The 20,419-nt window shown below is 46.2% G+C and carries 23 protein-coding genes; 8 read left to right on the forward strand and 15 right to left on the reverse strand.

What is annotated here, in order from left to right; all coding sequences use genetic code 11:
• Positions 1-231: 231 nt before the first annotated feature.
• From fusA to fkpA, 8 genes are all read right to left on the reverse strand, one after another.
• On the reverse strand, positions 232-2,331 hold the full coding sequence (gene fusA / locus R7P74_RS21665; protein ID WP_005382794.1) for an elongation factor G: 2,100 nt from the start codon (positions 2,329-2,331) through the stop codon (positions 232-234).
• Between the two features lie 75 nt (positions 2,332-2,406).
• Entirely contained in the window at positions 2,407-2,877 is a 471-nt protein-coding gene (gene rpsG, locus R7P74_RS21670; RefSeq protein WP_005382796.1) for a 30S ribosomal protein S7, read from the reverse strand.
• A 101-nt stretch (positions 2,878-2,978) separates the two neighbouring features.
• Complete coding sequence (gene rpsL / locus R7P74_RS21675) at positions 2,979-3,353, reverse strand: 30S ribosomal protein S12 (protein WP_004399892.1); 375 nt, start codon at positions 3,351-3,353, stop codon at positions 2,979-2,981.
• A 177-nt stretch (positions 3,354-3,530) separates the two neighbouring features.
• Positions 3,531-3,806, reverse strand: coding sequence for a sulfurtransferase complex subunit TusB (tusB, locus tag R7P74_RS21680; RefSeq protein WP_005382799.1), 276 nt, complete (start codon positions 3,804-3,806; stop codon positions 3,531-3,533).
• 7 nt (positions 3,807-3,813) lie between these two features.
• A complete protein-coding gene (gene tusC, locus R7P74_RS21685; RefSeq protein WP_225474194.1) occupies positions 3,814-4,170 on the reverse strand; it encodes a sulfurtransferase complex subunit TusC in 357 nt (118 codons plus the stop codon).
• The gene (gene tusD, locus R7P74_RS21690; RefSeq protein WP_225474193.1) at positions 4,167-4,562 is read right to left on the reverse strand and encodes a sulfurtransferase complex subunit TusD; all 396 of its coding nucleotides are present in this window, start codon (positions 4,560-4,562) and stop codon (positions 4,167-4,169) included. Before tusD ends, tusC begins: the two co-directional genes overlap by 4 nt.
• Positions 4,559-5,281: a helix-turn-helix transcriptional regulator gene (locus R7P74_RS21695; RefSeq protein ID WP_005382804.1), complete on the reverse strand. Its 723-nt coding sequence runs from the start codon at positions 5,279-5,281 to the stop codon at positions 4,559-4,561. The genes tusD and R7P74_RS21695 overlap by 4 nt, the downstream gene beginning before the upstream one ends.
• A 143-nt stretch (positions 5,282-5,424) precedes the next feature.
• Positions 5,425-6,207, reverse strand: coding sequence for an FKBP-type peptidyl-prolyl cis-trans isomerase (gene fkpA / locus R7P74_RS21700; RefSeq protein WP_017821751.1), 783 nt, complete (start codon positions 6,205-6,207; stop codon positions 5,425-5,427).
• Positions 6,208-6,335: 128 nt separating this feature from the next.
• Between fkpA and R7P74_RS21705 the strand changes: the two genes are divergently transcribed.
• Together R7P74_RS21705 and R7P74_RS21710 are read left to right on the forward strand one after the other, a co-directional pair.
• The gene (locus R7P74_RS21705; RefSeq protein WP_017633742.1) at positions 6,336-7,322 is read left to right on the forward strand and encodes a WD40 repeat domain-containing protein; all 987 of its coding nucleotides are present in this window, start codon (positions 6,336-6,338) and stop codon (positions 7,320-7,322) included.
• A complete protein-coding gene (locus R7P74_RS21710) occupies positions 7,319-7,546 on the forward strand; it encodes a SlyX family protein (RefSeq protein WP_005381455.1) in 228 nt (75 codons plus the stop codon). Before R7P74_RS21705 ends, R7P74_RS21710 begins: the two co-directional genes overlap by 4 nt.
• A gap of 83 nt (positions 7,547-7,629) precedes the next feature.
• Here R7P74_RS21710 and R7P74_RS21715 read toward each other — a convergent pair whose 3' ends face one another.
• The 5 genes from R7P74_RS21715 to kefG all read right to left on the reverse strand — a co-directional run bounded on the left by R7P74_RS21715 (position 7,630) and on the right by kefG (position 11,954).
• On the reverse strand, positions 7,630-8,571 hold the full coding sequence (locus R7P74_RS21715) for an isoaspartyl peptidase/L-asparaginase family protein (RefSeq protein WP_318123180.1): 942 nt from the start codon (positions 8,569-8,571) through the stop codon (positions 7,630-7,632).
• A 131-nt stretch (positions 8,572-8,702) separates the two neighbouring features.
• Positions 8,703-9,254 (reverse strand): peptidylprolyl isomerase, encoded by a 552-nt coding sequence (gene slyD / locus R7P74_RS21720; RefSeq protein ID WP_005381451.1) that lies wholly within the window; start codon positions 9,252-9,254, stop codon positions 8,703-8,705.
• Between the two features lie 92 nt (positions 9,255-9,346).
• The gene (locus R7P74_RS21725) at positions 9,347-9,547 is read right to left on the reverse strand and encodes a YheV family putative zinc ribbon protein (protein ID WP_005381449.1); all 201 of its coding nucleotides are present in this window, start codon (positions 9,545-9,547) and stop codon (positions 9,347-9,349) included.
• Between the two features lie 33 nt (positions 9,548-9,580).
• Positions 9,581-11,377, reverse strand: a complete 1,797-nt coding sequence (gene kefB / locus R7P74_RS21730; protein ID WP_017633740.1) for a glutathione-regulated potassium-efflux system protein KefB — start codon at positions 11,375-11,377, stop codon at positions 9,581-9,583.
• Positions 11,361-11,954 (reverse strand): glutathione-regulated potassium-efflux system ancillary protein KefG, encoded by a 594-nt coding sequence (gene kefG / locus R7P74_RS21735; protein WP_005381444.1) that lies wholly within the window; start codon positions 11,952-11,954, stop codon positions 11,361-11,363. The genes kefB and kefG overlap by 17 nt, the downstream gene beginning before the upstream one ends.
• Positions 11,955-12,163: 209 nt before the next feature.
• Between kefG and R7P74_RS21740 the strand changes: the two genes are divergently transcribed.
• The 6 genes from R7P74_RS21740 to crp all read left to right on the forward strand — a co-directional run bounded on the left by R7P74_RS21740 (position 12,164) and on the right by crp (position 17,777).
• On the forward strand, positions 12,164-14,083 hold the full coding sequence (locus tag R7P74_RS21740; protein WP_042523641.1) for an ABC transporter ATP-binding protein: 1,920 nt from the start codon (positions 12,164-12,166) through the stop codon (positions 14,081-14,083).
• Entirely contained in the window at positions 14,080-14,568 is a 489-nt protein-coding gene (locus R7P74_RS21745; RefSeq protein WP_033907158.1) for a TIGR02444 family protein, read from the forward strand. Before R7P74_RS21740 ends, R7P74_RS21745 begins: the two co-directional genes overlap by 4 nt.
• An 87-nt stretch (positions 14,569-14,655) precedes the next feature.
• Entirely contained in the window at positions 14,656-15,663 is a 1,008-nt protein-coding gene (locus R7P74_RS21750) for a hydrolase (RefSeq protein ID WP_033907159.1), read from the forward strand.
• Positions 15,664-15,696: 33 nt separating this feature from the next.
• A complete protein-coding gene (locus tag R7P74_RS21755; protein WP_005382815.1) occupies positions 15,697-15,909 on the forward strand; it encodes a YheU family protein in 213 nt (70 codons plus the stop codon).
• Positions 15,910-16,034: 125 nt separating this feature from the next.
• Positions 16,035-16,904, forward strand: a complete 870-nt coding sequence (locus tag R7P74_RS21760) for a phosphoribulokinase (RefSeq protein ID WP_005381434.1) — start codon at positions 16,035-16,037, stop codon at positions 16,902-16,904.
• A gap of 240 nt (positions 16,905-17,144) precedes the next feature.
• On the forward strand, positions 17,145-17,777 hold the full coding sequence (crp, locus tag R7P74_RS21765; protein WP_005381432.1) for a cAMP-activated global transcriptional regulator CRP: 633 nt from the start codon (positions 17,145-17,147) through the stop codon (positions 17,775-17,777).
• Positions 17,778-17,913: 136 nt separating this feature from the next.
• On the opposite strand, the gene R7P74_RS21770 is transcribed toward crp, so the two are convergent.
• Together R7P74_RS21770 and astD are read right to left on the reverse strand one after the other, a co-directional pair.
• Entirely contained in the window at positions 17,914-18,705 is a 792-nt protein-coding gene (locus R7P74_RS21770) for a DUF1338 domain-containing protein (protein ID WP_136977021.1), read from the reverse strand.
• A 248-nt stretch (positions 18,706-18,953) separates the two neighbouring features.
• Entirely contained in the window at positions 18,954-20,411 is a 1,458-nt protein-coding gene (astD, locus tag R7P74_RS21775; protein WP_025768787.1) for a succinylglutamate-semialdehyde dehydrogenase, read from the reverse strand.
• Between the last annotated feature and the right edge of the window lie 8 nt (positions 20,412-20,419).

The following is a 20,419-nucleotide window of genomic DNA, read 5'->3' on the forward strand; positions in this document are numbered from 1 at the left end:
TGTTTTACCGTGGTCAACGTGGCCGATAGTACCAACGTTAACGTGCGGTTTCGTACGTTCAAATTTTTCTTTAGACACGATCGTGTTCCTTCCTAGTTATGATTCGTCGTGATCATTATTGATCGACGACGCGCCAGAAATTGTTATTTTATGCGCCAACGCCCGTTAGCGCAATATTTGGACGCCCTGATCTCGCAAAAAGTCGTAAACTTTTTGCAGTTCAATCGTCAATTAGTAACCACGCTCTGCAATAATTTTATCTGCGAAGTTTTTCGGCACTTCAGCGTACTCGTGAAACTCCATAGAGTAAGACGCACGGCCTTGAGTTGCAGAACGTAGATCAGTTGCGTAACCGAACATTTCGGATAGTGGTACTTGAGCACGGATGATCTTAAGACCAGCCACACCTTCGTCCATGCCTTCAATGATACCGCGACGACGGTTTAGGTCACCAACAACGTCACCCATCCAGTCTTCCGGAGTGGTTACTTCGACATTCATCATAGGTTCTAGAATCACAGGTTGTGCTTCTAGTGCACCTTTCTTGAATGCCATCGAGCCAGCGATCTTAAACGCCATCTCGCTTGAGTCTACATCGTGGTAAGAACCATCAAATAGTGTAGCTTTAATATCTAGTACAGGGTAACCCGCTAGAACACCACTATTCATTTGCTCTTCGATACCTTTCGATACCGAACTGATGTATTCCTTAGGAATCACACCGCCCACGATTTCGTCTACGAATACGAAACCTTCACCAGGCTCAGAAGGCTCAAGTTTGACCCAAACATGACCGTATTGACCACGACCACCTGATTGACGAACAAACTTACCTTCAACTTCCGCTTTACCACGAATGGTTTCACGGTAAGCAACCTGAGGTTTACCAACGTTACAATCAACGCTGAATTCACGCTTCATACGATCAACGATAATGTCTAGGTGAAGTTCACCCATACCTGAGATCAGAGTCTGACCTGATTCGTCGTCCGTTTCCACGCGGAATGATGGATCTTCCGCTGCTAGTTTACCTAGCGCGATAGCCATTTTCTCTTGGTCTGCCTTAGAACGAGGCTCTACAGCAATCTGAATAACTGGTTCAGGGAACTCCATGCGCTCTAGAATCACTTTGTGGTTCTGATCACACAGTGTGTCACCTGTTGTTACGTCTTTCAGACCGATAGCAGCTGCAATATCACCAGCGCGAACTTCTTTCACTTCTTCACGCTTATTCGCATGCATCTGAACGATACGACCGAAACGCTCTTTCTTCTCTTTTACTGAGTTGTAAACAGCGTCACCCGAGTTTACAACACCGGAGTAAACACGCATGAAAGTTAGCGTGCCCACGAATGGGTCAGTCGCAATCTTAAACGCTAGCGCTGAGAAAGGTTCGTTGTCGTCAGCATGACGCTCAACTTCATTTTCTCTTTCGTCGACACCTTTAATTGCAGGTACGTCAACAGGCGATGGCAAGAACTCAACTACTGCATCCAGTACCGCTTGAACACCTTTGTTCTTGAACGCACTACCACAAGTAGCCAGTACGATTTCGTTATTTAGTGTGCGAGTACGTAGAGCTTGTTTGAGCTCAGCTTCAGTCAATTCACCTTCTTCAAGGTACTTGTCCATCAGCTCTTCGCTAGCTTCAGCAGCGGATTCAACCATGTGGTTGCGCCACTCTTCAGCAAGTTCAATCATGTCAGCTGGGATGTCTTCGTAAGTAAACGAAGTGCCTTGATCGGCATCATTCCAGTTGATCATTTTCATCTTGATAAGGTCGATGACACCTCTGAACTCATCTTCCGCACCAACGTTCAGCTGGATTGGAACAGGAGTCGCACCAAGACGATTCTTAATTTGGTTCACAACGCGTAGGAAGTCTGCGCCCGCACGGTCCATCTTGTTTACAAATACCAAACGTGGAACGTGGTATTTGTCTGCTTGACGCCATACAGTTTCAGACTGAGGTTCAACACCAGATGAGCCACAGAACACAACCACAGCACCATCAAGTACACGAAGAGAACGCTCTACTTCGATAGTAAAGTCAACGTGTCCAGGGGTATCAATGATGTTTACGCGATGCTCAGGGAACTGTGCTTCCATACCACGCCAGAATGTAGTAGTCGCAGCGGATGTGATAGTGATACCACGCTCCTGCTCCTGCTCCATCCAGTCCATGGTTGCTGCACCATCGTGAACTTCGCCGATTTTGTGAGAAAGGCCAGTGTAGAACAGAATACGCTCAGTTGTGGTTGTTTTTCCTGCATCTACGTGAGCACAGATACCGATATTACGGTATAGCTCAATAGGAGTTTTACGAGCCACGATTGTATCCTCTTACTAAGGTGTACCTTAGAGTATAGAAAAGTGCTGCGAGAGAACCTCGCAGCACAGAAGGTATTACCAACGGTAATGAGCGAACGCTTTGTTTGCGTCAGCCATGCGGTGAACGTCTTCACGTTTCTTAACCGCAGTACCTTTGTTCTCAGACGCGTCTAGCATTTCAGCAGCTAGGCGTTGAGCCATAGATTTTTCACCACGCTTGCGCGCAGCTTCAACCAACCAACGCATAGCAAGTGCGTTACGGCGAACCGGACGTACTTCTACAGGTACTTGGTAAGTTGAACCACCAACACGGCGAGATTTAACCTCTACCGCTGGGCGAACGTTTTCAAGAGCTTCTTCAAAAATAGCTAAGTGGTCTTTACCAGACTTTTCAGCCATAGCATCTAGTGCAGTGTAAACGATTTTCTCTGCAGTAGATTTTTTACCGTCAACCATTAGGATGTTAACGAATTTTGCCAGCAATTCAGATTTGAATTTTGGATCTGGAAGGATCTTACGCTGACCAATGACGCGACGACGTGGCATGGATTTATCTCCGTTGTCTTCTTCAGGTTTTATCCAAAACTTTTCAGTTTTTTCAAAAAATTAAAAATAATTTAGTGTTTGGCCTTACTTAACGGAATCCATTAAGACTTAGGACGCTTCACACCGTACTTAGAACGACCTTGTTTACGGTCATTTACGCCAGCACAGTCTAGTGCGCCGCGAACAGTGTGGTAACGCACACCTGGAAGGTCTTTAACACGACCACCACGGATTAGAACAACTGAGTGCTCTTGAAGGTTGTGACCTTCACCGCCGATGTACGATGTAACTTCGAAGCCGTTTGTCAGACGTACACGACAAACTTTACGAAGTGCTGAGTTAGGTTTTTTAGGTGTAGTAGTGTAAACACGAGTACATACACCACGTTTTTGTGGGCACGCTTCTAGTGCAGGCACGTTGCTTTTAACAACTTGCTTTGCACGTGGCTTACGTACCAACTGGTTAATAGTTGCCATTAACTAGCTCCTGATTTACTTGAAAGTAAGCTTTGTGAAAAATCTATCCCCAACTGCCAATGCAGTTAGGGACGCAAAATTCTATGCAGCAGTGAGAGGTGTGTCAAGAAATATACGGATCTTTTTTGTTCAATTAGAACAATTCATCCGTAAAGCTTTGTCGACAGCAAATCTTGTTCAATCCCAAGTTAGGGATTTATCCTGTTTTGCTGTTAGTTCAACGAAGCCTGAGTAATTCACAATCGTCAGCGATGGACTGATACGATTTGCAATACCGCGAGCTTGCGCATCGCTCTCTAACACAAATACGCTGCGGTTTTTTAGATGGGAAAATGCTTTATGTTGCGAGTTAGCAGCGTACACTGCATCTTCTATAAGTAAGATGTCATCCTGTTCACTGCATAAGGGCATGGCGTCTTCTAGAGCAGAGACTGTTTTTATGATGTGTAACATAACTTCCTCAAAAAGACAGTAGCTTGCCAGCGTGTTGTAACTTATCTTTGAGCTGTTCTGAGCTTAACGCTTGGGCTTCAATGACTAAATCCGCTTGCGCCAAACCTCGCTGGGTTAACGACTCTGAACACACAAAGACTTGTTCGATGTCGTATAAATCGAAAAGCTTTAACATCGGCGCGTAATCTTTACTCAAAATATTGTCGGGGTCTTGCCCGAGTAGAAGCTGGTATACCCCGTCACCCATGAAAATGACGCTGATATCTTCACAGTAAGCCGACGCGGCTAACAGTGCATCCACACCTTCACGACCAGCTGCACAGCCATGTGGCGCACTACGAAATAGATAAGTTAACTGACTCAAAACTGTACCACTCTGTCTTGGGTTAACATCGCTTCAGCTAGGCTACCTAAGCCTGCTTGTTCAAAACCATCGGCTAGATTGTTCTGAACCAAACCATGTTGATTCGCTTCTTCTTCACTTACAATCCCGCGACGCAAAGCGGCCGCGACACAAGTTTCTAGGCGAACACCATGCTCTTTAGCCAAAGACTGCCACGCCTTATTGAGATCAAATTCATCGTTGGCTGGCACACTCAAAGCAGTACCATTAGTCACACCATCTTGATAAAAGAAGATGCTCACTAGCTGATGGCCTTGCTCTATCACCGCTTTGGCGAACTGATAAGCACTGCGCGCTGACTGACTGCCATAAACGGGACCATTCACCACTAACGTGTAAGTCAGTTTACTCACCTTTCATCATCCTCGGTTTTACGTTGACGAATGTACAAGTAAACGGTGTGTTTTGAAATATTAAGGCGATCCGCGACACGGTTGATGGCATCTTTAATATCGAAGATACCTTTGTCGTACAACTCCATCACGATCTGGCGATTTTTGGTGTTGTTAGACACGGATTTATCCGCATTGATCTCTTCGATGGTGCGTTCAACAGTTTGGTCCACCAGCTCTTCTACGTCACTAGCAAAGTTGACCGAGGAAGCCGCTTCTTTCGCTTCTTGCGTCGGCATGAAAGACTGAAGGACTTGCGAGAAAGGCGCATCCAAGTTGACGTTGATACACAACAAACCAATCACGCGATTTTCGCCATTACGAATAGCGACAGTAATCGACTTCATCAACACGCCACCTTTTGCACGGGTAAAGTACGAACGTGAGAAGTTGCGCTCCGAGCCTTCGATGTCTTTTAGCATCTTAAGCGCTAAATCAGTGATTGGTGAGCCGACTTGGCGCCCCGTGTTTTCACCGTTAGCGATTTTAATTGCAGAGGTATTTAAGTCTTCTAGAGAGTGAAGAACGATTTCACAAAATGGACCTATCAGGCTGGCGATACCATCCACGACCGCCTCATAAGATCTTAAAATGATTTTGTCGTGCTCGGTAAACGGCATCACGTTAACGGATTCCATTTCGAGCAACATCTCCGCGTTTATTGTTTCTGTAGTTGTCATAAGCCTTCGAGCGAAAAATCAACAAATTGGTGTAAGTTTATCAGAAAATTTGAAAAGCAACCTAGCAAACTCACCAACTAGTGACCTAGAACAAAAAAGGCCCGTTAAACGGACCTTTTTCAATAACTTATCGCAGCTTATTGTTATTGCTCTGCGTTGTCGTTCTCAACTTTTAGCAGCTCAACTTCAAATACTAGCGTTGAGTTAGCAGGAATGCTTGGTGTGTCTTGGTCACCGTATGCTAGCTCTGGCGGGATAACGAATTTGAATTTAGAACCCACAGGCATTAGCTGAACACCCTCTGTCCAACCTGGGATTACACGGTTAAGTGGGAACGTTGCAGGTTCACCACGATCGTATGAGCTGTCGAACTGAGTACCGTCGATCAGAGTACCTTTGTAGTGTACTTGAACCGTATCAGTGTCTTTTGGCTTCTCACCTTCAGCTGGTGTCATTACTTGGTATAGAAGACCTGTATCTGTCTTCACTACGCCTTCTTGCTTCTCAAACTCAGCACGGAAATCATCGCCAGCTTTTTTCGCTTCAGCTGCTTTCTCAGCCGCTTGTGCTTGCATCTTTTCTGCAACACGCTTGTCTAGAGATTCTAGTGCTGCACGTGTTTCTTCTTCATTCAATTCAGCATTGCCTTTGAAGACGTCTTCGATACCTTTTAGTACCAAATCTTTGTTAAGATTAATGCCGATTTCGCTTGGCTTGTCGATGCTTGTGCTTAGGTAGTTAGCAAATGAAACACCGATTGCGTATGCCGCTTTGTCGTCGTCGGTTTTAAAGTGAACCGCTTTACCGGTTTCTGCTTGAACTTGTTCTGCTTGAGGTGCGGTTTCTGTTTTAGTTTCTTCTTTCTGACAACCTACCGCTAGCATAACTGTTGCAGCAAGTAGCGACACTTTTAAAACTGATTTCATTAAATTCTCCCAATAATGGCTCTGCCATTGGTTGTTGTGCACAAATCTTCTATGAGACTAGTGAAGACAATCGTTATACCAATATACTAGCTATATGTCTTAAGACACAAACCGGATTATTAGATGTGATGCAAAGAATTTTTCATTTATTCCTATATTTAATTGTCATCACCACGTTAAATGGTTGCTTTTTCGCCGAGCGTGAAGTGCAGCGTTGGCCGATAGAACCTCAAGGTGCGACGAGCTTCGCACTTAGCAGAGATGGACGGTTTGCTCTGCTCTATTCTCAACAACGTCATTTGATGTTGTGGGACCTAGAGCAAAATGAACAACTAGCCAACCTGGGTGAACTCGATGCCGATGCCAATGTGGTTTCCCATATCCGCATATCTGACAATGGTCGCTACGCAATTACAGCAAGCCAAATGAACTTCGCAGTTTGGGACCTAGGCTGGACGCAATCCGAAGGCCTTTGGTCTATTTCTGATGCGCTCATTCGCGACGTTGATATCACCAGTAATGGTGAACAAGTTCTGCTTGGGTTATCCAACGGTAAAGCAATTTATGTCAACTTAGTCACCGGGCGTCGCATGGAGTTCCTTGCGCATCGTGAAAAAGTCAATTCCGTGGCCATTTCTCCTAATGGGCGCTTCGCCCTAACCGGAGGTAATGACTATAAAGCGTATCTGTGGGATACCGAAACCGGACAAGTACTACGAACCTTCGAACATGAACAACGAATTGTTCGCGTGGCCCTGCAAAGAGATGGAAAATTAGCAATGACATCTGATGGCGGAAACCAAGCGATTGTTTGGAATTTAAAAACTGGACAAGAAGTCACACAGTTGAGCAGTTGGTCACGCCAATTAATTTTCTCTACCGCACGATTTTCTGACGACGGGACTCAACTAGTCACAGGAAGCCCTTCTGGCCGTGTGTCGATATGGGATACTCAAACCGGAAAACGAATGAGTGGATTTGAAGTGGAGCCCAAAAAAGACACTCGCCCTCCCCGTGCGGTCGTGTATGATGCAGCCTTTGATTCAAAACAACGCGTAATTACTGCTACTTCAGCAGGTATTGCCCAAGCTTGGCAGTTAGAGAACGGATCATGACAGAAAAAATCATTCAGCAATTGGAAGCACGCATTAATGACTTAGAATGTCAGCTTGCGTTCCAAGAACAGACTATTGAAGATCTGAACGGAGCTTTATCGCAGCAACAACTGCAAATTACCAAGATGCTCGATCAGATGAAATATGTGGTAGGTAAAGTAAAAAATATGGACTCGTCGAATTTAGCCGATCCGTCAGAAGAAACCCCACCACCGCATTATTAAAATGCAGGCTCAAATAGCATAAAGCCCAGAACATGTTCTGGGCTTTGTTGTATTAATTACTTAAGAAGGTACTCAAGAGGAAGCTATTCGTCGGCGTAGATTTTAACGCTCAGCTCGCCTTGCGTATTAATGCCTGCTCGGTACATGCCAGAACTGTTCATCGCAAAGTGCATCTCACCTTTAGCATCAATGGCAATCAAACCGCCCTCTCCGCCCATCTGTTTGAGATCACCTTGGATAATGTGTTCACAAGCCGTATGAATATCTTCTTGTAAGTAACGCATACGTGCTGCAACGTCTTCCGCAACACGTTTACGAATAAAGAACTCGCCGACACCCGTAGTGGAAACTGCCACGACGCCATTTTCGGCCACCGTACCACAACCAATAAGAGCCGAATCTCCGACTCGGTTGTATTTCTTATTCGTCACGCCACCCGTACTGGTGGCAGCGGCTAAGTTGCCTTGTTGATCTAACGCTACCGCACCAACCGTACCGTGCTTACGGTCATCTGGGTAACGGGACTCGGAAAGAGCAAACAAGCCTTTCTCACGCATAGAAATCAGTTGTTCATAACGACGATCAATGAAGAAGTAATCTTGCTCGGTATACTCATGGCCTTGCTCAAAAGCAAACTTCTCTGCGCCCTCACCCACCAACAGCACATGATTGCTGTTTCGCATCACGTCACGAGCGAGCTCAATTGGGTTTCTGATATGACGAACCCCAGCGACCGCGCCTGCTGCAAGGTTTCGCCCATCCATCACAGAAGCGTCCATTTCAACCATTTCGTTGTTGGTCAGCACTGAGCCTTTACCCGCATTAAAGTTAGGAGAGTCTTCCAATACTTTCACTGCCGCTACGACGGCATCTAAGGCTTCACCGCCCGTGTCTAGAATTTGATGTCCCGCTTTTACCGCAGCTTCTAAATCCGCCAAGATGGATTGTTGCAGCTCATCGCTCATCTGTTCACGCAAGATGGTGCCCGCACCACCATGAATGGCAATCGAGAAAGGTTTCGTCATCACTTTGTCCAACTGTTATTCCTTGTATGGTTGGCACTACACCTTAGATAAACAAAAAGCGCAAGTTGAAAACTCAACTTGCGCTTTTCAAAGCTTTGCTAGATAAGATTATCTAGTGAAGGAGCTTATGATTAGTGAGAACCACAGCTACCGCCGCCACAGCAGCCGCCTTCTTCTTCGTGATCGTGGTCATGATCGTGACCACCACAACAGCCACCACCTTGGTGGATGTGACCGTGTTCGATCTCTTCTGCTGTTGCTTCACGTGTAGACATAACTTCTACTTCGAAAGTTAGTGTTTGACCAGCTAACATATGGTTACCGTCAACAACCACTTCGTTGCCGTCAACTTCTGTTACTTCAACAGGGATTGGACCTTGGTCAGTGTCAGCTAGGAAGCGCATGCCTACTTCGATTTGCTCAACGCCTTGGAACACGTCCGCAGGAACGCGCTGTACTAGCGCATCGTTGTGCTCACCGTAAGCTTCTTCAGGAGCTACCGTTACTGAGAACTTGTCGCCAGCCACTTTACCTTCAAGTTCTTTTTCAAGACCTGTGATTAGGTTGTTGTGACCGTGAAGGTAATCTAGAGGTGCTTCTGCTGTTGATTGATCAACAACGACACCGTCTTCCATCATTACTTTGTATGCAAGGCTTGCAACAACGTTCTTTTCAATTTTCATACTAACTCCAGGGAGATTAATTGACTTAACCTGAATGGGGTTAAGTACTGAGATATCTGGGTGTATTATGGGGATCAATTATCGAAGTTCAATTATTCCGGCTTAAAAATTCCGATCATTTCCTGATCTGAGTGTTTATTTTTCTCTACAGATTGTGGTTTACGCTGCTCTGTAAACTCACACTCGACACACTCAACTAATTCGATGTTATTTTCAATCCACCAGCGCAGGGTATCTTGCTGGCTGCAATTTGGGCAGCTAGCGCCGGCAATAAAACGTTTCTTGATTTTCACGCTATTTCCTTAGCTTGAGTCTTGGCTCAAGTACTACTTCCAATGATTAGGTGACTGATGGTCGCTCTCCATTTCACGACCAAATATTTCTTCTAGCTCTTTGCGGGCCTCTTTCGCTCTTTGAGCCAATTTCTTATCTTCATTGTGTTGAGGCAATAAGTCCTTAAGCATAGCATTATCCAACTTGCGAAAATGTGCTTCTGCCCGCTTTGCTTGATAAGGATGCATACCCAGTTCTACGAGCGCTTGGCGACCGAGATCTAGCGCCCCTAAAAATGTTTCACGAGAGTAATTCTCTACACCATGACTCATTAACTGGTAAGCCTCGACACGGCTTCTTGCTCGGGCTAACAACTTAAGTTTCGGGAAGTGCACGCGACAAATGTCCACGATGGCCATCACCTCATCAGGTGAATCAGTACAAATAATCAATGCTTCCGCTTTATCAGCGCCAGCAGCCCTCAATAGGTCAATTTGTGTAGCATCGCCATAAAACACTTTGTAACCATACTTACGTAATAGGTGGATTTGGCTGGCATCACTTTCTAATACTGTCACTTTGATTTTATTGGCATACATTAAACGTCCGACGATCTGACCGAAACGTCCAAAGCCTGCAATGATAACGCGTGGTCGGCGATCCACGACTTTCGTGGTCATGCCCTCTTCTTCTTGATTCAGGGTATGAGCAAACCACTTCTTTTGTCCCATCAGCAAAAGAGGAGTCGTCACCATGGATAGACTGACCACCACCAACAGAAACGCCACTTGCTCTTTGGACAAAATGCCCTCTTGGCTCGCCGCGGTAAATATGACAAAGGCAAACTCACCGCCTTGGCTCAAAATTGCAGCCATACGGCTTCTCGCTTTGGCTCCGACACGGGCAGCTCTCGCCAATGCATACAAAACCAAACCCTTAACCACGACCAAAGCCACCACCGCACCGAGAATCTCTAAAGGATGTAATGCCAATAACCCCAAGTTTACCGCCATGCCCACCGCAATAAAGAATAACCCCAACAACAGACCTTTAAATGGCTCGATAGCGATTTCCAACTCATGGCGATACTCACTCTCTGCCAGCAAAACGCCTGCTAAAAAAGTCCCCAATGCCATCGAAAGGCCGAGCTTTTGCATCACGACCGAAATGCCAAGCACGACTAAAAGTGCAGCAACGGTAAAGAGCTCACGAACACCACTCATCACGACAAAACGAAATAGCGGACGTAGTAAAAAGTGACCTCCAATCAACAGTGCTACCACACTGCCTAAAATAGTGAAGACATCCAACCAACTTCCACCACTATGCCCGCCTGCTAGCAAGGGCAACATCGCCAGCATCGGGATCACTGCAATATCTTGAAAGAGCAGCACCGCAAAACCAGATTGCCCCGTTTCGGTACCATTAAGCCCTTGCTCTTCAATGACTTTAAGCGCAATCGCCGTCGAGGACAGCGCTAACCCCATCCCGATCACCAAACTCACTTGCATGCTTACGCCAAACATACTGACGACACTACCAATCACGGCGGTCGTGACCACAACCTGCGCACCGCCTAAACCTAAAATCGGCCCTCGCATCTGCCACAATTTTTTAGGGTTTAATTCCAGCCCTATCAAAAACAGTAACAACACAACCCCAAGCTCGGCAAAATGCAAAATGGCATCAACGTCGCTAATTAAGCCGAGCCCCCATGGGCCAATCAACACACCAGCGAGTAGATAACCTAAAACCGAGCCAAGCCCAAGGCGCTGAGCAATCGGCACCGCAATAACCGCAGCCGAAAGAAAGACCACACTGCTTTGAAGAAACTCACTGGTGATCGCCATACTGACCTCCTCGATCTGCCGCTTGCCAGTTTTCAAGTGGGTTACTCAGCCATCCACGGTATAACTCGGCATGTTCGTAGCGTTCAATATCTGAAACATTTCTTGACCAATACAACACCAGTGGTTCAATCCAGTGCATTTGGCATAGGGCTGCCGTCAGTTCAAACGGTTGCAAGATTTGCTCAAGTGGGTATTTGTTGTACCCCTTCGCGCTGAAGGCTTCTTCTTTACCACCTGTTGTAATGACACTGCGCCAGTATTTTCCTTCTAGCGCCGCACCTCCGCCAAATGCAAAGCCTTTACCTAACACTCGGTCTAGCCACTCTTTTAATAGGGCTGGACATGAATACATATAAAGTGGGTGGTGAAATACGATCACATCGTGAGCGAGCAACAACTCATGTTCGTAATTCACATCAATAAAGAAATCAGGGTAAACACCGTAAAGATCGTGCACAGTGACGTGATCAAGCGACTGAGCTTTTTTTATCATCACTTGATTGGCAATCGAGTTATGTGGCTCTGGATGAGCATAAATGACCAGAACTTTTGGGAGAATAGACGGTGCAACAGCCAAATGGTCGTCCTTGTGGTTATTTTTATCCGTTATCAAATTGTTATACTTTTTTGTACAGCATAATGCAATTAAAGCGAATCAATCGACTTTTCCGGTCAATACCCCTACTATTCACCGCTAGATATATACCCAAGTGGCTTTAGAAACGATTGAAACCACTTCGCTATGTAACCAAGCAACGCGCACTGCGCAAAGTGAATGAAAACTTTATGATTACCTTCTCTGATATTCAGTTACTGCGTGGCGGTAAACCTCTTTTAGACCAAGCTTCTGCGACTATTCACCCTGGCGATAAAGTCGGTCTTGTGGGCAAAAACGGCTGCGGTAAATCAACGCTGTTTGCCCTACTGAAAGATGAACTGTCAATTGATGCTGGCTCATTTAGCCAACCTCAACACTGGGAGTTGGCCTGGGTCGCACAGGAAACGCCTGCGCTAGAGCGCACTGCACTGGAATACGTCATTGATGGTGATCGCGAATACCGCGCTCTCGAAAAGCAGTTAGCTGAAGCAGAAACACAAGACAACGGAACCCTAGTTGCCGAGATACACGGTAAAATTGAAACCATTGGTGGTTACAGCATTCGCGCTCGCGCGGCAGAACTGCTCGATGGTTTAGGGTTCAGCCAAGAGCAAATGAGTTGGAGTTTGACCCAATTCTCGGGTGGTTGGCGTATGCGTCTTAACTTGGCTCAAGCGCTATTGTGTCGTTCTGATCTACTGCTACTCGACGAACCAACCAACCACTTGGATTTGGACGCGGTAATGTGGTTAGAGCGTTGGCTACAAAACTACCCTGGCACGCTGATTCTGATCTCGCACGACCGTGACTTCTTGGATCCGATCGTTGGTCGCATCATTCACATCGAGAATCAGCAGCTGAACGAATACACGGGTAACTACTCGTCATTCGAAAACCAACGCGCACAAAAGATGGTGTTACAACAAGCGATGTTTGAAAAGCAACAGAAGCAGATGTCTCACATGCAAAGCTACATCGACCGCTTCCGTTACAAAGCCTCTAAAGCACGCCAGGCTCAAAGCCGTATTAAAGCTTTGGAGCGCATGGAGAAAGTGTTACCAGCTCAATTCGATAACCCATTTAGCTTCCAATTCCGTGAGCCAGCTGCGCTGCCAAACCCAATCATGATGATGGATGAAGTATCTGCAGGTTACGGTGACAACCTCATCTTAGAGAAGATCCGCTTGAACTTGGTTCCTGGCAGTCGTATTGGTCTACTCGGCCGTAATGGTGCGGGTAAATCGACATTAATCAAGCTGCTCTCTGGTGAACTTAACGCGCAAGGTGGTGACCTAACTTACTCACAAGGCGTGAAAATTGGTTACTTCGCTCAGCACCAGTTAGAAACGCTTCACCCTGAAGAAACGCCGCTGCAACACATGATGCAAATCGCACCCGATCAAACCGAACAGCAGCTACGTGATTACCTAGGTAGCTTTGGCTTCCAAGGTGACAAAGCACTAGAAAAAGTTGCGCCGTTTTCTGGTGGCGAAAAAGCCCGTTTGGTATTGGCTTTAATTGTGTGGCAAAAGCCAAACCTGTTGCTACTTGATGAACCGACCAACCACTTAGACTTGGACATGCGCCAAGCACTTACGATGGCACTGCAAACATTCGAAGGTGCGATGGTGATTGTTTCGCACGACCGCTATTTACTGCGCGCTACGACCGATGACTTGTATTTAGTGCATGATCGACAAGTTGCTCCGTTCGACGGTGATTTAAATGACTATTATAAATGGTTAACCGAACAACAAAGAGCGGAACGCAAAGAAGCGCAGGCTGCGCAGCCAAGCAAAGATACGGCCAACAGCGCAGCTGCGAAGAAAGAGCAAAAACGTCGCGATGCAGAGTTTCGAAAACAGACAGCGCCAATTCGCAAAACGCTGACACAACTAGAAAATAAAATGGATAAGTTAGGTGCTGCACTGGCCGAAGCTGAAGAACAATTGGCGGACAACTCACTGTATGCGGCCGAAAATAAAGCTAAACTTAACCAAGTGCTGGCACTTCAAGCTTCCAGTAAAGCTGAGCTCGAAGAAATTGAAATGGAATGGATGTCTGCTCAAGAAACGTTGGAGCAGATGGAGCTAGAGTTTAATCAATGAGTAATCAACACGCTGAATACACACTCACCCTAGAACACCTTTGGCAGTTTAGTCTGCAATTTTATGGTGTGCGAGAAGTGAAAGAGGCGTGTTTATCATTACAGAACAACTACCACGGTAACGTGAACCTACTCCTGCTGCTCAGATGGCTCGATGAGCAGCAACTCATTTTCCAAGAAAAAGACTGGCCCTTGGTGCAAGACTGTCTAGGTAGGAGCGAAACTTTACTTCACTCCTTTCGCGACCTTCGTCGCCACCTTAAGTCTCAAGTCAATGACGCTTTGTATCGTGAGACCTTGCAGTTTGAGCTGCAACTAGAAAAGCAGCAACAAGCGGATTTGGTGGACTGCATTAACTCACTTGCACTACTCAAAAATGATGGTGACCCACTGACGTTGAGATACTGTCGTCAACTCGGTGGGGAGCATTTGCAGCAAGCCTTTGCTATTCCGGTGCCAAACATTCAACCACCAAAACGCCCATAAATCTGTAGAATACCTATAATCTTTATAAAGGATTATATTAATAAGTTCTTCAACGGACACCGAAGGACCGCATAAGAGCAGTTAGGTATGACACAATTTTTCGCAGCCGCCGGGATCAAAAACCCGCATCTCCAAACGCTTTTGCCGCGTTTTATTCGCAAAAAAGCGTTATTTACGCCGATTTGGCAAACCCTCGATACATCCGATGGCGACTTTCTCGATCTCGCGTGGAGCGAGGACCCAACCCAAGAGCCTGCACAAAAAAAGCCGATTTTTGTTTTATTTCATGGATTAGAGGGGTGCTTCTATAGCCCTTATGCCAATGGGTTAATGAATGCATTTGCTCAATCTGGATGGCTGTCGGTGATGATGCATTTTCGTGGCTGCAGCGGTAAACCAAACAAAAAAGCACGAGCTTACCACTCGGGTGAAGTGACGGATGCTCGTTACTTCCTAGAGCACCTTGAACAACGTTTTCCTGATAATCCCAAAGTTGCAGTTGGTATTTCTCTTGGCGGTAACATGTTGGCGAATTATTTAGCCCAATATAAAGACCACCCTATTTTGAATGCAGCGACTATTATCTCTGCGCCTTTAGACCTAGCGGCGTGTGCAAACCGTATAGAACAAGGCTTTTCAAAAGTGTATCGCCGTTATCTGCTTTCTTCACTGAAACGTAACGCGTTACAAAAGCATCATCTACTGCATGGCGAGCTTGCGCTGTCCTACAACTCAATAAAACGTGTCACACGATTGTATGAATTCGATGATTTGATTACGGCACCATTGCATGGCTTCAAAGACGCACAAGATTATTACGACCAATGCTCTGGCTTAAGTAAACTACAGCAAATCACGCTACCCACACTGATCATCCATGCCAAAGACGATCCGTTCATGACCGACGATGTGATCCCGAAGTTTGTTCTGCCAGATAACATTGATTACCGTCTCTTTGAACACGGTGGCCATGTTGGCTTCCTAACAGGAACGGCGTTAAAACCTAAGTTTTGGTTGGAGGAAGCGCTGCCCGCGTATTACGAAAGTATCGCCGCAGATTACCTTTCTGCTGTATCCAAGCAACGAACGCAGTAAACTAGCCGCTCATCATAAAAGTTAGAGGTATTTATGATCATTCCATGGCAAGACATTGCGCCGGAAACATTGGAAAACTTAATTCGTGAATTCGTCTTACGCGAAGGAACGGATTACGGAACCGTCGAGGTTTCTTTGCAAGACAAAATTGATCAAGTTAAAGCTCAATTGGAAAAAGGTGAAGCGGTTATCGTGTTCTCTGAGCTACACGAAACCGTCGATATTCAGCATAAAACAAAATTTTAGACCCTTCACATTTTACCGTATCCCACTCGATGACAAGGTATTGTTACGTGCTATAGTGGGATATCGACCGTGCAGTAGTAACTCTACTGCACATTACAGGTAAGTAATTTTCGACAAGGTTTGTCATGTCAGCTAAACACCCAATTATTGCGGTTACTGGTTCGTCCGGTGCCGGCACGACCACTACATCTGAAGCCTTCCGTAAAATGTTCAATATGATGAACGTTAAACCCGCATGGGTTGAAGGCGATAGCTTCCATCGCTTTACTCGCCCAGAAATGGACATCGAAATTCGCAAAGCCCGCGAGCAAGGTCGACACATTAGCTACTTTGGCCCACAAGCTAATGACTTCCCGGGATTAGAAGAGTTTTTCCGTAAGTTCGGGCATGACGGTACTGGCAGCGTGCGCCGTTATCTGCACACGTTTGACGAAGCGGTTCCCTACAATCAAATGCCAGGCACGTTTACACCGTGGCAAGACTTACCCGAAAACAGCGACGTGCTGTTTTATGAAGGGTTACATGGTGGCGTGGTCGATGGCGATGTTAATGTTGCTCAACATGTGGATTTCTTAATTGGCATGGTGCCGATTGTGAACTTAGAGTGGATCCAAAAATTCGTACGTGACACTCGCGATCGCGGCCATTCGCGTGAAGCGGTGATGGACTCAATCGTGCGATCCATGGACGATTACCTCAACTATATCACTCCGCAGTTTTCTCGTACTCACATCAACTTCCAGCGCGTACCGACCGTTGATACTTCCAACCCACTTAATGCAAAAGGCATCCCTAGTTTGGATGAGAGTTTTGTGGTGATTCGCCTACGCGGTATCAAGAATGTCGACTTCCCATATCTGCTGGCCATGATTGATGGCTCATTCATGTCACGCCACAACACGATTGTCGTACCCGGCGGTAAGATGAGCTTTGCAATGGAGCTCATAGTTCGGCCTATCCTACAACAGCTCATCGAAACAGGGAAAATTGGCTAAAAACCTGCCTGCGAAGATGTTTACTTTTCATACCGTGATCATGTGCACAGTTTTGCTTACAAAATCTCAATCATGGCACGATTAAAATCAAGAAATCGTTTTCGAAAAAGGATACTATTTCTTACCGAAACACAAGAGAGCTTGCAGCATATAAAAAGTGCTCTTATTCTAGTAGGCCTAATTCAGGCTTAGCTAAAATATGGATAGCGCAAGCGTACCCTGCAGAGGAAGTGAGATATTATGGTTCTAGGTAAACCTCAAACCGACCCAACATTAGAGTGGTTTCTTTCACACTGTCATATTCATAAGTACCCTTCAAAGAGCACGCTAATTCACGCGGGCGAAAAGGCAGAAACTTTGTACTACATCGTTAAAGGTTCTGTTGCGGTTCTTATCAAAGACGAAGAAGGTAAGGAGATGATCCTTTCTTACCTAAACCAAGGAGACTTTATTGGTGAACTTGGTCTATTCGAGGAAGACCAAGAGCGCACAGCTTGGGTTCGTGCTAAATCTCCTTGTGAAGTTGCTGAAATTTCTTTCAAGAAGTTCCGTCAGCTTATCCAAGTAAACCCAGACATCCTAATGCGTCTTTCTGCGCAGATGGCTCGTCGTCTTCAAGTAACTAGCCAAAAAGTGGGTGACCTGGCGTTCCTAGACGTAACTGGTCGTATCGCTCAGACGCTTCTGAACCTTGCAAAACAACCAGACGCAATGACTCACCCAGACGGCATGCAAATCAAGATCACTCGTCAAGAAATCGGTCAAATTGTTGGCTGTTCTCGTGAGACAGTAGGTCGTATCTTGAAGATGCTAGAAGAGCAGAACCTAATCTCTGCTCACGGTAAAACCATCGTGGTTTACGGTACTCGTTAATCTCAAACTAGAGTGACACGAACAAAATTATAAAAGCCACCAATGGCAACATTGGTGGCTTTTTATTTGCTCATGACCAAATGAGATAGGGTGCAGCGAACACTAATGAGTAAGCTTAACAGGTTAACCCTAAAACTTAGCCATTCGTACTTTCAAAGATTTTGTCAGCTGAAGCGGCCACGAAACCTGGGTACAAATCACCATTTTCCATCGGATAGCGCTTAGCAAATTCATAAAACCCGCCAGGGATAATTTCAGTGCCTTCGCTAAAACGAACCGCTACTTTATCTGCCATGGTCGATGACTGCTCTAGCAACACCTCAGGAGTGCCCTTCACTTCACCACCATTTTCATTAATGGTAAACCCAGCGGTACGCAGATGATCGTTTACCTGCTTCACTTCTTCATATTCATTGAGCTGGTTAACGCTCACCGTGAAGTGGTTTGCTCCGTAACCATGCGCCGCAAGCCAAGATGCGTACTCACTTTCTTTAGCCAACGTTTGGTAATCAGCAAAGCTTAAATCCCACAAGCGTCCACCATGTAAGAATGCGCTATCGTTCAGCTTGTCAACATCGACTTGTGCCATCAAATTTTTCACAATCTCTTGTAGCTCAGGAGAGCACTCTTCAACTTTTAGCTCACTAATAAATACTTTAGGTTGCTTCGGATCTGGGTGCTCATAGTGCTTAGCAACCAGCTTTTTGCTTTCGAAAACGTAATCACCACACGCCTTGTAACCGATAGCTACAAATGGCTTAGCTAGAGTTTCAATACCAAGAGGCGCGATATTGAAGGTACGTAAAGCTATATGATCATTAATCAGAGGCTCATCTTCTTGAAGCAGCTGATGCACTTTAGCCGCCGAAGGGCAAAGACGTTGAATGTAATCTTGCCATAGCGATTCAAATAACACATCGGGCGTCATAACGACTCCTTGTTACGAGATGTAGAGTTTAAAGGTAAGCGGAAGTTGGCTGCTCGTTCACAACAAAAGTTGTCCAGAATAATGAACGAGCAACCATCAACCTGTGACGGTAAATGCCAGTCAGTCAACACGCTTTTCCGAGTCTTTGCTCACTTTTCGTGTTCTGCCAACGATCACTACAACCCATACCTAAATGATGCGCCGGCAAGGTGAGCCGCAATGCATAGTTGCGACTCTATTATTAAAACTTATAGCACTACACCTGGACTCAATGTTGCAGGCAAGACAGTTTCTTGACCTTCCATTGATGCCATTGGGTACGCACAGTAATCTGCTGCGTAGTAAGCGCTTGGGCGCAAGTTACCCGACGCCCCCGGACCACCAAATGGCGCATCACCGCTTGCACCAGTAAGCTGGCGGTTACGGTTCACGATTCCTGCACGAATGTGGTCAACGAAGTATTCCCATTCTTGGTCGTCGGTTGAAACCAAACCAGCAGATAAGCCAAAGCGCGTATCGTTTGCTAGCGCCACGGCTTTGTCTAATCCTTCGTAGCGCACCACTTGCAGAAGTGGGCCGAAGTATTCTTCATCTGGTAACTCAGCAATGTTCGTTACATCAATGATACCAGGAGAAACAAACGCCGCCTCTCCTGCTTTCGCTTCAATCAAGCTTTCACCGCCAAGAGACTGTAGATTAGCTTGTGCATCAAGAATAAACTTGGCTGCCGCGACCGAAATTTGCGGTCCCATAAATGGCGCAGGTTCTGCAAATGGTTGGTCTACGCGAATATTGCGTGTCGCTTCAACGAGTTTGGTGATAAGCGCATCGCCTTTTTCACCCAATGGCACATACAAACGACGAGCACACGTACAACGCTGCCCAGCACTGATAAACGCTGACTGGATGATGGTGTAAACCGTGGCATCCAAATCACCATATTTATCAGAGATCACCATCGGGTTATTACCACCCATTTCTAGTGCGAGCATCTTGCCTGGTTGACCCGCAAATTGACGGTGTAATACATGCCCCGTATTCGCGCTACCCGTAAACAGTACGCCATCAATGCCTTTTGCGTCAGCTAGGGCGATACCAGTTTCTTTCGCGCCTTGAACAAGGTTAATCACGCCTTTCGGCAGACCGGCTTCTTCCCATAGCTTCATCGCCAATTCACCCGTCCATGGCGTTTGCTCAGACGGTTTGAAGACTACCGTGTTACCAGCCAGTAGCGCAGGCACAATGTGACCATTTGGTAGGTGGCCTGGGAAGTTGTAAGGACCAAACACCGCCATCACGCCCAATGGGCGGTGGCGCAATACGATTTGGTTGCCTGCTGCTTCACGGCTCGCCTCACCAGTGCGGTCATGATAAGCGCGAATCGAAATGGCAATTTTACCTGCCATGGCTGCTGCTTCAGTGCGCGTTTCCCAAATCGGCTTACCGGTTTCTTTGGCAATCACTTCGGCGATTTTTTCGCTGTTCTCTTTTACTTTCTCCGCAAAAGCCAACACGATTGCCTCACGCTCTGAAAATGGACGCTTTTTCCAGTCAATAAACGCTTCACGCGCTGCAGATACCGCCTGGTTCACCTGCTCTGCCGTTGCACCTTTGCCTTGCCAGATCACTTCTTGGTTGTACGGCGACAGAGACGTAAATGCTTCACCCTGACCTTGTACCCATTCACCTGCAATCCAATGTGTCATTGTTTCTA

The sequence above is a fragment of the Vibrio sp. 2033 genome (assembly GCF_033339735.1).

Bases quoted from the DNA above. Each gene is read 5' to 3' on its own strand.
- rpsG (WP_005382796.1), bottom strand. From the start codon at position 2,877: ATGCCACGTCGTCGCGTCATTGGTCAGCGTAAGATCCTTCCAGATCCA.
- rpsL (WP_004399892.1), bottom strand. From the start codon at position 3,353: ATGGCAACTATTAACCAGTTGGTACGTAAGCCACGTGCAAAGCAAGTT.
- tusB (WP_005382799.1), bottom strand. From the start codon at position 3,806: ATGTTACACATCATAAAAACAGTCTCTGCTCTAGAAGACGCCATGCCC.
- R7P74_RS21695 (WP_005382804.1), bottom strand. From the start codon at position 5,281: ATGACAACTACAGAAACAATAAACGCGGAGATGTTGCTCGAAATGGAA.
- fkpA (WP_017821751.1), bottom strand. From the start codon at position 6,207: ATGAAATCAGTTTTAAAAGTGTCGCTACTTGCTGCAACAGTTATGCTA.
- R7P74_RS21705 (WP_017633742.1), top strand. From the start codon at position 6,336: ATGCAAAGAATTTTTCATTTATTCCTATATTTAATTGTCATCACCACG.
- R7P74_RS21710 (WP_005381455.1), top strand. From the start codon at position 7,319: ATGACAGAAAAAATCATTCAGCAATTGGAAGCACGCATTAATGACTTA.
- R7P74_RS21715 (WP_318123180.1), bottom strand. From the start codon at position 8,571: ATGACGAAACCTTTCTCGATTGCCATTCATGGTGGTGCGGGCACCATC.
- slyD (WP_005381451.1), bottom strand. From the start codon at position 9,254: ATGAAAATTGAAAAGAACGTTGTTGCAAGCCTTGCATACAAAGTAATG.
- kefB (WP_017633740.1), bottom strand. From the start codon at position 11,377: ATGGCGATCACCAGTGAGTTTCTTCAAAGCAGTGTGGTCTTTCTTTCG.
- R7P74_RS21740 (WP_042523641.1), top strand. From the start codon at position 12,164: ATGATTACCTTCTCTGATATTCAGTTACTGCGTGGCGGTAAACCTCTT.
- R7P74_RS21745 (WP_033907158.1), top strand. From the start codon at position 14,080: ATGAGTAATCAACACGCTGAATACACACTCACCCTAGAACACCTTTGG.
- R7P74_RS21750 (WP_033907159.1), top strand. From the start codon at position 14,656: ATGACACAATTTTTCGCAGCCGCCGGGATCAAAAACCCGCATCTCCAA.
- R7P74_RS21755 (WP_005382815.1), top strand. From the start codon at position 15,697: ATGATCATTCCATGGCAAGACATTGCGCCGGAAACATTGGAAAACTTA.
- R7P74_RS21760 (WP_005381434.1), top strand. From the start codon at position 16,035: ATGTCAGCTAAACACCCAATTATTGCGGTTACTGGTTCGTCCGGTGCC.
- crp (WP_005381432.1), top strand. From the start codon at position 17,145: ATGGTTCTAGGTAAACCTCAAACCGACCCAACATTAGAGTGGTTTCTT.
- R7P74_RS21770 (WP_136977021.1), bottom strand. From the start codon at position 18,705: ATGACGCCCGATGTGTTATTTGAATCGCTATGGCAAGATTACATTCAA.
- astD (WP_025768787.1), bottom strand. From the start codon at position 20,411: ATGACACATTGGATTGCAGGTGAATGGGTACAAGGTCAGGGTGAAGCA.